The organism is Thalassotalea psychrophila, from assembly GCF_031583595.1.
GTDB lineage: Bacteria > Pseudomonadota > Gammaproteobacteria > Enterobacterales > Alteromonadaceae > Thalassotalea_A > Thalassotalea_A psychrophila.
This window is the reverse complement of sequence record NZ_CP134145.1, coordinates 1,561,750-1,575,203: the sequence shown is the minus strand read 5'-3', so window position 1 is coordinate 1,575,203 and position 13,454 is coordinate 1,561,750. Positions and strand designations below refer to the sequence as shown.

At 37.4% G+C, this 13,454-nt stretch carries 9 protein-coding genes; 4 read left to right on the top strand and 5 right to left on the bottom strand.

What is annotated here, in order from left to right; genetic code table 11:
- Positions 1 to 93: 93 nt before the first annotated feature.
- Complete coding sequence (locus tag RGQ13_RS06515) at positions 94 to 3,360, bottom strand: WD40/YVTN/BNR-like repeat-containing protein (protein WP_348392754.1); 3,267 nt, start codon at positions 3,358 to 3,360, stop codon at positions 94 to 96.
- A gap of 389 nt (positions 3,361 to 3,749) precedes the next feature.
- On the opposite strand from RGQ13_RS06515, the gene RGQ13_RS06510 reads away from it, so the two are divergent.
- From RGQ13_RS06510 to RGQ13_RS06500, 3 genes are all read left to right on the top strand, one after another.
- A complete protein-coding gene (locus tag RGQ13_RS06510) occupies positions 3,750 to 5,633 on the top strand; it encodes a TonB-dependent receptor plug domain-containing protein (protein WP_348392753.1) in 1,884 nt (627 codons plus the stop codon).
- A 62-nt stretch (positions 5,634 to 5,695) separates the two neighbouring features.
- On the top strand, positions 5,696 to 6,193 hold the full coding sequence (locus RGQ13_RS06505) for a PepSY-associated TM helix domain-containing protein (protein ID WP_348392752.1): 498 nt from the start codon (positions 5,696 to 5,698) through the stop codon (positions 6,191 to 6,193).
- An 86-nt stretch (positions 6,194 to 6,279) separates the two neighbouring features.
- Positions 6,280 to 6,687: an RNA-binding S4 domain-containing protein gene (locus RGQ13_RS06500; protein WP_348392751.1), complete on the top strand. Its 408-nt coding sequence runs from the start codon at positions 6,280 to 6,282 to the stop codon at positions 6,685 to 6,687.
- A gap of 19 nt (positions 6,688 to 6,706) precedes the next feature.
- Here RGQ13_RS06500 and RGQ13_RS06495 read toward each other — a convergent pair whose 3' ends face one another.
- Together RGQ13_RS06495 and RGQ13_RS06490 are read right to left on the bottom strand one after the other, a co-directional pair.
- Positions 6,707 to 7,189 (bottom strand): GNAT family N-acetyltransferase, encoded by a 483-nt coding sequence (locus RGQ13_RS06495; RefSeq protein WP_348392750.1) that lies wholly within the window; start codon positions 7,187 to 7,189, stop codon positions 6,707 to 6,709.
- Between the two features lie 85 nt (positions 7,190 to 7,274).
- Positions 7,275 to 9,674, bottom strand: coding sequence for a TonB-dependent receptor (locus RGQ13_RS06490; protein ID WP_348392749.1), 2,400 nt, complete (start codon positions 9,672 to 9,674; stop codon positions 7,275 to 7,277).
- Between the two features lie 684 nt (positions 9,675 to 10,358).
- Between RGQ13_RS06490 and RGQ13_RS06485 the strand changes: the two genes are divergently transcribed.
- Positions 10,359 to 11,075 (top strand): TetR/AcrR family transcriptional regulator, encoded by a 717-nt coding sequence (locus tag RGQ13_RS06485; RefSeq protein WP_348392748.1) that lies wholly within the window; start codon positions 10,359 to 10,361, stop codon positions 11,073 to 11,075.
- A 98-nt stretch (positions 11,076 to 11,173) separates the two neighbouring features.
- Here RGQ13_RS06485 and RGQ13_RS06480 read toward each other — a convergent pair whose 3' ends face one another.
- On the bottom strand, positions 11,174 to 12,418 hold the full coding sequence (locus tag RGQ13_RS06480; RefSeq protein ID WP_348392747.1) for a dipeptidase: 1,245 nt from the start codon (positions 12,416 to 12,418) through the stop codon (positions 11,174 to 11,176).
- A gap of 138 nt (positions 12,419 to 12,556) precedes the next feature.
- Positions 12,557 to 13,309, bottom strand: coding sequence for a Crp/Fnr family transcriptional regulator (locus RGQ13_RS06475; RefSeq protein ID WP_348392746.1), 753 nt, complete (start codon positions 13,307 to 13,309; stop codon positions 12,557 to 12,559).
- Positions 13,310 to 13,454: the final 145 nt, after the last annotated feature.

Genomic DNA, 13,454 nt, shown 5'->3' with positions numbered 1-13,454 from the left:
GCCATAAAAAAACCTCATCAATGATGAGGTTTTTAATTTTTGAAAAACTATTGTACTAACACAATATTAATACAACATTATTTTTTTCCAGTCTCAGTTAACTGCATTATCAAAGTTTGCTTGCGCAACTTTAATTTCAGCATCATATGCTGCATCTGCTTCAGCCATCAACTTTTCAAGTTTGCCATAGACATTTTTCATCGCTTGAGTTGGTCTGTTTTCTGTAACTTCCATTGATGCACTTAACTGAATGAGTTTAGTGAAAATCTTTGCCGGTAAGTTAATTACTTCTGCCATCGTACGTCCCGTTGGCACGTACGTCGCTTCATACTCATCAACAATACGAGTAATTTCTGCGGCAAGTTTTTCAGCATCAACTGCATTGGCAGCACCCGCGGATTGCATTTCTTCGACCTTAGCTAATGTATCCGCTTTAACTTTTAATGCCGCTAAAATCCTTTGTGTTGAACTTTCAGCTTTCGCATATAAGCCCATCCAAAATTTAGCTTTTTCCTGCTGATCATCTTTCGTTGTTGGTGAATCAGGGTGAGCATTAAGACTAAACTCCTCAACCATAGAATCACTGCCAACGGTTAATTTAACTTTATATTTTCCCGGGGTTGCAATTGGACGGATAGACGTTGGCGGACGCATAGGAATAGAACTTACCATAGGATAGCGCATATTCCAGACAAAACGGTTTAAGCCAGAGTTTAATGACTCACTCGCACTATCTGTGTAGGTTAGCACTAAGGACTCTTTAGGGTGAGTCACAATTACATTGTCATGACTGTCTAAAATACTAATACTAATATCTTTATCTTTAGCTGCAGCACTAAGTTTAAAATACACTAATGCGCCCCAATGCTCGGCATCACCGGCATCGACATAGATACGTTTTTTCTCACCATTGATTACGCCCAACTCAAAAAACGTTTGGCCTGGGTGTAGGTTTTGAATAAAGTATTTTTTCATGCCACCAGGGTCGCCACCTGGAGCATAGTCCATCCACCACTTATGGGCAAAACGGGTGTAATCATAGATATCATAAAGATGGTTACCTAGATCAGCGTTATGTTCACGTAAGGGCGAAATATTATCGAGTACCCAGAAACCTCGGCCCATGGTAGAAACAACTAAATCATCTGCTCTAACTTTAATATCCGTTACCATTACCGCTGGCATATTTTCACTAATATCAACCCAGCTTTTACCGTCATCCATAGACGCTAAAATACCATTGCCAGTACCAACATATAACAGACCTTGTTTGGTGATATCTTCTCGAACAGTACGAACGATATTATCTTGTGGCAAGTTAGCACTTAAGTTAGTCCAGGTTTTACCGTAATCGGTAGTTTTATATAAGTACGGCTTGTAATCGTCATTGGTTTTGTAGTTACTGATACCAACATAAGCGGTACCTGCAGCGTGAGGCGATGCTTCTACTTCATATATTTTTGAATATTTAGGCAAGCCTGGAATAGTCACATCAGCCCATTTTTTACCGCCATCTTGAGTAATAAATACTTTGCCGTCATCTGAGCCGGTCCAAATCAAGCCTTGTTTTAATGGTGATTCAACCATGCGATTAATGGTGCTATATATTTCTTGACCAAAATATTCTGGTAACCAACCTGAGCCAGTAATAAGTTGCTTATCTTTATAATCATTGGTTAAATCGTCACTGATAACGTCCCATGACATGCCTTGGTCCATTGATTTAAAAACGACATTACCAGCTATATAAAGGGTTTTGTTATCATGTTTTGAAATAAAAAGTGGTGAATTCCAATTAAAACGATAATCAAGCTCATGGGCATTCAAACCAAAGATTGGCTCTGGGTATAAGCCTCTATGCTCATTCTCACCAGTTTTTAAATTGTTGACGGAAAATGATCCCGTACCACCAATCGTCGACGCTTGACCTATAGCATAAACAATATCTAAATCATTTGGATCTGGGAAAACGGAACCCGTTTCGCCATCGCCTAGAATGGTATTATAGGTAATTGATATTGGCCCCCACTTAGAGGCACTTGCTACTTTCCACGCATTAGTATCTTGCATTGAGCCATAGACGTTGTAAGGAAAATCATTATCGGTATCAACGCGATAAAATTGCCCTAACTTTTGGGTGAACTGTTGTGACCATGTCATACCGCCATTTAATGAAACTTGCACACCACCATCATGGGTAATGATCATCCTGTTGGCATCATTTTTATCAATCCAAACATCATGCTGGTCATCTTTAGTACCTGGTTCTACTATCCAAGTTGTGCCGGCATCTGTAGATGAAAACGTACGGTTATTAGGTGACCATATTTCATCAGCATTGCTCGGGTTGGCATAAATATGTGAGTAATAAAACGGACGACCGGTTATCTGAAAATAGTCAGAAGCTAATTCCCATGTTTCACCTAAATCGTAAGAGCGGTAAACCCCTGCTTTGGTTTCTGAATCAATTAATGCATAAACTCGATTACCATCGGCTGCCGACATAGTTACACCTATCCGGCCATAGCCACCATCTTGTGGCAAACCAGGATTTCTAGATATATCGTTCCAAGTTTCGCCGCCATCGGTACTTTTCCACAAACCAGTATCAGGGCCTGCCGTTTTGGGGCCCCAAGCTTTACGCTCAAACTCCCACATAGCAGCAAAGATATGATCAGGGTTAGCGTGACTTACTATTAAATCAATAACCCCGGCTTTTTCACTTTTAAATAACACTTGCTTCCAGGTATTACCGCCATCAACAGTTTTATATACGCCACGCTCTTTGTTTGGACCATAAGCATGACCATATGCACCGACATAAACAATATCAGGATTAGTCGGATGGATTCTTACTTGCGAGATATGTTTGGTGTCTTTTAAACCCATATGAGTCCAGGTATCACCACCATCAACTGATTTATAGACGCCATCGCCCCAAGTTACGTTATTACGCATTTGCGGTTCACCAGTACCAACCCACATTACATCCGGATGTGATTCAGAAATTTCTACCGCGCCGATAGAACCTTCGTTAAACTGATCGTCTCCAACAGGTATCCAATACTGGCCTGCATCAATTGTTTTCCACAAACCATTTGAAGCGGCATGAAAAAATACGTTTTTATCAACCGGGTGGCCAACCACGGCTGAACCACGATTCCCCGTCATCGGACCAATAAAACGCCACTGTAACGCGTCTGTATTAGCGGCAAGTTTTTCTGGTTTAGCCACTCTTGGTATTTGGCTGCTACTTTCATTAGAAGCGGTAGCCCCATCACCACCGGTAATATTGCTACATGCAGTAACACCAATCATAAATACGGCGCTTGCACTTAATAACGCAATAAGTTTTTTCATCAATTATTCCTCATTAAACCTTTTGGATATTTATTTTTTACTTATGTAATTTCTACTAATTAAAAATCACGAAATTTAAAATGTTCCGAATTTTTACAATCCATATTAATTCCTTGTTATAAAAGTAGTTTAACAATTGAAAATTAACAATTTTTTTACAGATTATCTTTAACCTATACCATTGAGTTTTAAAGGATTGAGTGCCAATGCAATTATCTTTTTAGGCGTTAAAATTCCTTTGGTTTGATTTTTTGAGCAGCGTTAATTTTAAAGAAATATGTTTATGTGCGCGTGTTTCTATAAAACACTATAATTAATTAATAAAACTTGCTTTTTCATTGATTTGATTATTTATTTAAAGGTATAAAATTCAAATTATTACAAATTTAATGCGCTATATATGTTGTCTCTTCGCTTATGCCTTTATTGGTTGTTGCATAGCGAATGAAGTTGAAAGTACAAATAAAATTGAAACTATCGAAGTTATATCTCCTCGGGATATGTTTTCTTATTCCAATAAATCACACACAAGTATTAATGATATAGAAAAATCACTATTAGCCTCACAATACTACGGCATTGCCGACTGGTTGGCAGAGTTACCAGGAGTCAGCTACAGTGGTCAAGGCGGTTTATTTCAAAGTTATAATATTCGAGGTTTTAGCCGTTCAAGAGTTCGAACTGAAGTAGATGGTATTCCAATATTTACCGACCGCAGAGCCGGTAACTCTATATCTTTTATAGCACCAGAATTACTCTCCAACGCTAATATCATAAAAGGGCCTAGCTCTAGCTTATATGGTTCACAAGCTCTTGGAGGTGTTGTAAATTTGAGCAGCGAATTCGCTCAAGGTACGGAAATAAATTTAGGCTATAAAACACCAAATGATGGAATGAATTTTAGTTATAAAAATAAAACTGACAATATTTCGAGTGCTTTTGCTTATCGAAAAGCGAATAATCACCATGCCGCTAATAACGCCCCTTTAAACACGGAATTCGAACAGGTTTCAGGGTTACTTCGCTATCAAGGGGCCATTGGAGATATAACAACAAACGTTAGTTGGATGCCAAGCATTGGCAGTGATATAGGCAAAAGCAATATATCTTATCCAGATCAAGAAACTGCAACCTACCCGACAGAAAAGCACAGTCTTGCACAAATCCAATTAAAATCATCAGATTCATGGCTAGCAAAGTTTTACCACCATTATCAAAACTGGGACACAAAAATAGATCGTGCTAACAGCTACAACAATGTCACTAGTTATCAGAGCCACACTTTAGGTACTTTAGCACTACTCACTCATAATTTTATGGCTGACGGCGGCAGGATTGGTTTTGAATGGGTTGCTCGAAAAGGTGTAAAAATTAATGATCAACTTGAGCTTGATTCAAATAATGAAAAATTTGCTAATACTATAGTTAACGGTGAGCAAGACAATCTTGCAGTATTTGCTGATAACAACTGGAAAATTGCCAATAGCCTTATAAATTTTGGACTGCGATATGACTGGATCACTCAATCAAACCAGGGTTTTGCTAGCGTACAAAACGAAAAGTTAAATGCGTCAATGTCAATTAGCAGTGAATGGAATGATACGATACAAACTACTGTCGAGTTAGCGACAGGATTTCGCTTTCCAACATTATCTGAATTATATTTTACTGGCGAAACGCCAAGAGGCCGCACTCAAGGCAACGAAGACCTGACACCTGAAAAAAGTGTTGGTGCACAATTAGGCACTAGCGTTTTATTAACATCGCAATTAACATTAGAGTTCAGTAGTTATTATTATCAGTTGGATGATTACATTGAACGCTATAACGTAAATGAGCTATTAACAAGTTATCGAAATATAGAGCGTGCGACAATTTTCGGCTTTGAAACTCAAATTAAATGGCAACAAAATGATTATGTTGACCACAGTCTGAGTTATCAACAGCAAAAAGGCGAAACCCAAAGCAATCAAACATTAGCTGACTTAATTCCGATACAACTACGTTTAAATACTAGACTGGACTTCAACAATTTTAGTGTTTTTAACCAATTAATATTTCAACCTTCGCTTGACGAAGTATCACCAGATGAATTGCCACGAGGAAGTTATGTTTTATGGAATATTGGTGGTGATTATCAAGTTACCAATCAGCAAACATTAACGATTTCGATTAACAATCTTTCTGATGAAAAGTATCATGCAAATGCTGATGACAAAGCGCCACTGCAACCTGAACGAAACATTACTTTATCTACTAAATGGCGATTTTAAAGTATTAATAACAGTTGTAATTGTATAAAATACAAAGATAAAAAGAATATTCAACAAATCCTATGAGCTTTTCAAAAACTAACAGAACAATCCATAAATGGGCTAGTATCCTTATCGCCCTGCCTATCTTGCTCACCATAGCAACAGGTACACTATTACTATTAAAAAAAGAAATCTCTTATATTCAACCGGCGAGTATGAAAGGCATTGAAAGAATTCCAACCATTAGCTTTAATGAAGTATTGAATCAAGCACAAACAGTTGAGCAGGCGAATATTTCAACCTGGCAAGATATTGACCGATTAGATGTTCGACCAAATAAAGGCATAATCAAGATACGTAGTAAAAATCAATGGGAAATCCAAATTGATTCGAGCAACGCTGAAATATTGCAAGTTGCCTACCGGCGTTCTGATTTTATTGAAACACTTCACGACGCTACATTTTTTCAAGACAAAGCCAACCTATGGTTAATGCTGCCTTCGGCCATTATTCTGTTGTTATTATGGTTAACTGGGCTTTATCTCTTTATTTACCCTTATTTTAGAAAACGAGATTAAACGATTTTTACTAAGTTGAGTTTATCAAAGTCGCCAGTACCATGTTAAACTTAGCTATGTATGCAGTTATTGAACAGGAAACCGTTTTGGAAATTGAAGTTTTAGCCATTGAATTATATGAAGAGCCTATAGAGCTTTGTAAGCTTTTAAAAATTGCTAACCTTGTTGGCGGCGGTGGTGAAGCTAAAATGGTGATCACAGAAGGCTACGTTTATCTTAATGGTGAAGTTGAATACCAGAAGCGTAAAAAGGTTTATTTTGAAGATATCGTTCAATTTAACGATGAAGCAATAATGCCAATTTTAAGCGATGAACCAAAACCAGCGCCCGAACCAAAACCGGCGGTAAAGAAAGCGAATAACTCCTCTAAAAATAGTTCATCAAAAAAACCTAACTCTAAAACGAAAAACAGCCCTAAGAACAAAAGTCAAAAGGCTGAGAAAAAACCAAGTTCAAATAACTCTCGAACAGGCCGCAAATCTATTTCGTTTTAAATACATTGAGAGGTACTAATTAAAGTACCTTTTCCCAAAACATAGCTTTACCCATTTCAGGGTCAAGTTCATAGCCTTCAAAGCCAAATTTAATATAACTATTTTTGGCTACTTGATTACCTTCAAGAACTTCTAAAGTGATCTTACAACAGCCCATTTCAACAGAAATTTGTTCAACTTCATCCATCAATTTCTGACTTAACCCTAAACCACGAAACTCACTTATAACGCCCATATCATGGATGTTCATCAATGGTTTAGCTTTAAAGGTAGAGAAACCTTCAACACAATTACATATTGCCGCAGGCTTACCATCGACATAGCAAAGTAAGCTAAACACGTTGTTGCGCTTTCTTAATTCATTACATAAATTTTGGTTAGAGTAAGCTGATAAAGGTGCCCCGCCGCCCATAGGATCTTCGGCATAGGCATTAAGTAGCAACATTAAATCTTGGCAGTGTGATTCGTTGTTGTAATCTGCTTTTATAATTTCTATTGTCATTTTTATTTATTGATTGAGAACTCGATATTTTAATGATAAAAAAAAAGCCTATCTGATGATAGGCTTTTTGAAATTTAATTAGCGATTAACCACCGAAACGGTATACACCTTGTACTGACACAGTACGTGGAGCACCTAAATAACCTAGGTCATACGAACCACCAAATGGTTGGCTACCACCTAGAACTTTTTCATCGGTAATGTTGTTACCCATTAGGTTAACTTCCCAAGTACCATCTACGTGAGCAACACCAATACGAGCATTCACTTTAGTCCAAGAATCTTGTACAACGTTCTCGTCCAATGAACCTTCAGTAAAGTATTCATCGCTATAGCTGTAGTTTGCACCACCTTGAAGAACTAAGCTTGCACCTAAATCAAATTCAAAGTTTGCGTACACGTTGCCTGACATTTCAGGCGCAAATGGCATAGTAGCGCCATTTAAATTACACGTATCAGGTACAGTATCAGCAGGGTTAGACATACCAATGTTACAAGGACCGTTACGGAATGTATCATATTCAGCTTCCAAGTAAGCCACGTTAGCACCTACTGTTAACCAATTTGTTGCTTGTAAAGAAAAATCTAACTCAACACCTTGAGTTGTCGATTCACCGGCGTTTGATGCGATAGATTTAACCGCATTTGTAACCGGGTCAATAACAGAGCTTTTAACTTGCAAATCATCAAATGTTGATTGGAAAACGGTAATATTAGCTGTTGCAGAATCATCCCAGAAAGATGATTTGAAACCTAACTCTAAACCAGTAACGGTTTCATCATCAAAAATTAGGCTGCTAGGGTCAATAGTACCGGCAGTTGCTACACCACCAGATTTAACACTTTGGCCAGCTTTAGCATACATCGACATATTGTCATTAATTGTATACTTAACAGTAATTTCAGGCATTACATTATCAGATTCAATAGTGTCTGAATTGCCTTCATAACCTGCAGGAGAACAAACTACTAAGCCCATTTGCGCGCCAATTAACGCTTTTGTATCAGTCCAGTCATGATTATCTGTTTTCCATTGACACTCGGCGCCACGATCAAAATCTTTTTCATCGTTAGTCCAACGCGCACCAGCAATCACGGTTAAATCGTCAGTGATGTTATAATCTGCAGAGAAAAATACCGACATCATTGTTTGGTCAACAGTTAATGGGTTATCACCTCTTTCAAAGAAGCTTACAGATTCTGGCTGGCCAAAAGCAGGCAAGAACGGAGCTAAACCAAACGCAGCTAAGTTAACAACATTTGGCTGAGTGGTATAGAAATCACTGGTCTGGTAGTAAGCACCAACAATATAGCTAAAATCACCATCAGTAGGAGATAAGTAAACTAGTTCTGCACTTGTTTGCTCATACTCTTCATAGTTATAAGCATCCCACATTGGTAAGTATGTTGTATCAACATCAACAACGGCACCATAGTTATAATCTGAATAACCAAGGTTGGCTTGAATTTCAGAGCCTGCACCTAACGTATAAGTTAAATTCATTGATGCATTATCGCTTTCTTGTTGAACTCCAGGTTTACCGTCATTGTCAGCAGTTAATCCATTAGCCATAAGTGCTAAAGAAGTATCTGCTGAGTTCTGCCAATTAAGGTCACCATCTGCTTCTGCAGCCCATAAAGGGTGCGCATCACTTGATTCTATGAAAGCTGCACTTTTATTATAAATTTCACCTATTGATCCTGAAACAAAGAAATCTGAATTTTCATAGCTTGCTTCAACTTTTAAATCATCAGTTGCTTGCCAAACCATTGATACACGGGCAACACTTTCATCACGACCACCAACAGTTTCACTTTCATCAGTCATAGGGTTGTAAGTAGTAAACCAACCATCAGAATCAGATTCGCGAAGTGCAACACGTACGGCTAAATCATCAGTTAATGAACCACCAAGAATTAGATCCGTTTTAACACCTTCATATTCAGTTTCATACTCAGCTAATACGGTAGCGTGAAAGTCATCACCTGGATTAGTTTTATTATTATGAATGCTGATAGCACCGGCTGTAGAGTTCAAGCCAAACAATACTGATTGAGGACCACGTAATACTTCAATGTGACCAACATCAAAGAATGAAGCACGTGTTTGACGTGAACGAGGCATATATACGCCATTAACGTACATACTAACAGATTGTTCAAAACCACGATCAGCACCAGAGCCCATACCGCGCATGTAAACGTTATTGGTTGTTAAACTATCACCAATAGTAAAGTTAGGAATTGATGCTGACAAATCTTCTAGGTGAGTAATACCTTGACGTGAGATGTCCTCTCCTGAAGTAACATTAATAGCCATTGGCACATCTTTAGCATTTTCTGCACGTTTGGTAGCTCGAACCTGAATTACTTCAATGTCTTCGTCTGTTGCTACTTCTTCTGCATATGCTGCAGGCATTGCAGCACAACTAATACCACAAGCTAGGAATAAGCCCTTTGTAACTTTATTAAATGATGGATTCATAATATTTATCTCTTTGGAATACTTATGTAAGTTATTTTATTAATTATTATTTTTATAATTTACTGCGTTTCAGCAGTTGGTTTCTTGGATGGAGAAACCGTTTTTTACTTCTTGGATAGAGAAGTAATTAAAAGTTAACTGGATAGGTAAACTCTTAAATCTGTATTTAAAATATGCAACCAAAGTGTAAATGTCAACACTTAATGAGTCTTATTCATTAACTTTTTATTGCAACATCTAACACATTCACACAATTACGTTACAAAACAATAACTAACCAAAAGCAAAACTAAGTAACACTTTGGAATTAACAATTTTTAACATACTGGTTATCAAAGCTTTATTAGCAACAAAAAATCAAGTTAACACTACGTAATGAGTTTACCTCATATTTACATTAATAAATTGAAATACTATAATAAGAAATGTATTTTAAAGAAATGCATAACATAGGTAGTTTCATTAAAGCGCTATAAATATAAATAATTGGTAAAATTAAAATAGGAACATAAGTAAAAAGTATTCTGTAACAGCAGTAGAACTGTGATATTTCGTTTGTTCTGCTAACAATTGATGACATGTCTTTTTAACTTATGTACCCTAGGGTTTGTTGACCTTTTCTGTACAAAAATGCCCTGCAAAGCTCAACAGCCCCAGAAATAACAACAATAAGAGAATGTACTAATGCCACAAACAGCTAAGAAAAAAAGAGTAAGACAAAAACCTGAAGAACGCTTAGCTGAGATAATTAAAATCTCGCATCAAATGTTTGTAGAAAATGGCTATGAAGCTACGTCTATGGCTGAAGTAGCCAAAGAGATTGGCATTGTAGAAGGTACTATTTATCGTTATTTCAAGACCAAAAAAGATGTTTTATTGGTGGTCTTAGAAAAGTGGTACGAAAAGGCCCTCGCCGATTATGAACAAAACTTAGCAGGTATTACTGGCGTTAAAAATCGAATGCACTTTATGATCTGGCATCACTTAAAGGTGTTGCAAGCCGATCCGGTGTTATGTGATCTGATTGTTCAGCATGTTCGTGCCAGCGATGATTACGAAACGACAAAAATTTTCCAACTCAATAAATCATACTCAAGCGCTGTTGATAAAATAATTAAAGAAGGCATTGCTGAAGGTATCTTTGTTGAAGATGCCCCTATCGCGCTTGTACGTGACATGGTTTATGGCGGGGTTGAATACCACTCTTGGCGTTATGTGTCAGGTCGAAGTAAACGCTTGGATGTAGATAACATTGCCGACAAAATATCCCATTTTGTATATAAGTCGTTGTTGAAAACTGGCGTTGAAGAAGTTGTAACTAACCAAAGTGATAATACGTTAATACTAAGCAAGTTAGCTAACTTAGAATCGAAAATTAATAAACTAAACTGTAAAGGCTAAAACTTCATCACTTAAAACCTTCACCATTTAAATAGATAAAGGGCTAACCACATGGTTAGCCCTTTAAGTTTTTACTTAATTTAAAACTAATAATTAAATTATTTCCAAGATTTTTTGTATACTCGCACTAAGTTTTCACCCATTATTTTACGCATATCTTCGTTTGAGTAACCCATCTTCCATAGCTCATCAATAACGGCGGCTAAGTGCTTAGACATTTCAGCACAACCTGTTGCGCCGCGATTAAATGCATCAATCATGTAACCATTGTCTGTATATACATCAGCATTTGCTTTAGCAAAGCCAACAACTTTAGACGTTGTCATCATGTCGTCTGTACCAATACCTACGTGTTCAATTCCTACAACTTTCACCGCACCGTCTATCATTTCGGCAAATTGCTTAGGTGTAATATCTTCTGGCCATACGCCATCCATCATCCATTCAGTTGCAGTGATAGATATCATGCCCCCCATTTCTTTAACGGTAAGTGCTTGCTCGTCAGAGATCAGGCGGTAACAAGCAGATAGACGGTAGAACGGGTCGCCTTTCTTGTAACCTTTCTCTGCCATACGCTTTTCAGTTTCAGTTAATGTCTCGTGTGGCTCACAACCGTATGTTGACGCTAATGGCGAGTGAGAATAAATTGCCGGAACGCCCGGATGCTTATCTTTCATGTAATCTGTAATATCTACAGTTGTTTGATAACCATGGTGTGACATATCTACCGTGATACCATGTTTTACCATTTCATCGATTACTTCTTTACCATATTGAGTAAGACCTGATTTATCCCCAGTAAGAGCTGATACTCCACCAACACCTGTTAGCTCTACACCGTTGTATACAAGTTGCATTACTTTTATACCATCATCGGCCATCTCTTTAACACGACTTACGTCGCCTTCAAGCATCATGGTAGTTTGTGAGTTCCACATGACCGCGTATTCACCATTTTGTTGTGCTTTTACAAAATCTTCTGGCTCTTTTACAAAACGAATTTTTGCATTTGACTCCTGAACAGCTTCAGTCCATTTAGCAAGCTCAGCTTTGTATTTAGCCCAGTTCGGAGTTGCCGGCGAGCCTAGTGTAATAGATGCACCAGAAATACCTCGAGAGTGAGCAAGATCAATGTAATTAGTTACTTCGCGGTTTTGATCCCAACCAGTACCAAATGGCGCGGCGTAAAAATCTACCGCCATATTATCTTGCATGAATTGTTGGGCTTTTGGTGATGCTATGTTGTGCCAGTCTTTCGTTTCAATAGATGCAGAGGCTGTATTTAAGAAACAAACTGATACAGCTGTGGCAATGAGACACTTCATTTTATTTGATAATTTCATTTCTAGCTCCTTTAGTACTTGGCTAAGTCGTTGATTGCTAATCTAGGCGATTGATTTATTTAACTTGGAGCTATTATGACAAAAGAAAAGTTATGCTTGTGTTGGCTGGACAACAGATAAGGGTAAAAGAATGTAAAGTTAGCTTAACTTACTCGATTCAAGCAAGTTAACGTCATTAAGAAAGGATTTTAATTCTTTTAAATCATTAACATACAATCCACCACGATATTGTTCAACAATACCTTGTATGGCAAACTCATTAATTATGGTACTGGTATTAGAGCGGTTCAGCCCTGCAAGACAGGCAATTTGTTGTTGGGTGATTTTAATTTTAATTGGCGTGGCATCATTTGGAGATTCGACAAATAAATGATAATGACTGTTTTGCACTCGGCATATATCCAACAATGTATAGGACACTTTAACAATTGATGGTGTCGCTAAACTCACCAAGCACTTTTCAAACATGGTGTCGGAGCGCATAGATTTTATGAAGAACAATAATTTAAATAGTTCATCTGATTGACTCATTAAATAATTTAGGTGTGAAATTGGAATTTTTAAGTATTCAATATTTTGTAGAAACTCACCAGCCATACCACTGGGAAATTTAAAGTTCATAATTGGTGCATAGCACATCCAATCTGTTGGGCCGTAGAGTTTACTTAAGCTAAAGCCATCGGTTAGCAATGGAGCACTCATCATTAGACTACCCTTGAGCAAATAATAAATGCCGTATTGGTCTTGATTGTGCAGATTAAATTCGCTACCACTGATATGCGTCTTTTTAATCGCACCAGATAAAAAACGTTCTTTAAAGTCGTTACTAAGCTCACAAGGCCAGTCAATTGTGCTGTTGTAATTACTAATTTGTTGTTGATTTAATGGCAAAGGCTTTCACTTATAATATTTTTCAGGATAGAACCTTCTTTAATCATAACTAGTAAGCAGCTAAAAACAAATACACTATTTCTTTTACCTCTAAGTACAAACTTAAAGCCAGAAGTTAATCTGGCTTTGTTCTCATTATCGAAAA

What these genes read in the sequence shown, in the direction of transcription:
- RGQ13_RS06505 (WP_348392752.1), top strand. Translation starts at nt 5,696, where the DNA reads ATGAGCTTTTCAAAAACTAACAGAACAATCCATAAATGGGCTAGTATC.
- RGQ13_RS06485 (WP_348392748.1), top strand. Translation starts at nt 10,359, where the DNA reads ATGCCACAAACAGCTAAGAAAAAAAGAGTAAGACAAAAACCTGAAGAA.
- RGQ13_RS06515 (WP_348392754.1), bottom strand. Translation starts at nt 3,360, where the DNA reads ATGAAAAAACTTATTGCGTTATTAAGTGCAAGCGCCGTATTTATGATT.
- RGQ13_RS06480 (WP_348392747.1), bottom strand. Translation starts at nt 12,418, where the DNA reads ATGAAATTATCAAATAAAATGAAGTGTCTCATTGCCACAGCTGTATCA.
- RGQ13_RS06510 (WP_348392753.1), top strand. Translation starts at nt 3,750, where the DNA reads ATGCGCTATATATGTTGTCTCTTCGCTTATGCCTTTATTGGTTGTTGC.
- RGQ13_RS06490 (WP_348392749.1), bottom strand. Translation starts at nt 9,674, where the DNA reads ATGAATCCATCATTTAATAAAGTTACAAAGGGCTTATTCCTAGCTTGT.
- RGQ13_RS06495 (WP_348392750.1), bottom strand. Translation starts at nt 7,189, where the DNA reads ATGACAATAGAAATTATAAAAGCAGATTACAACAACGAATCACACTGC.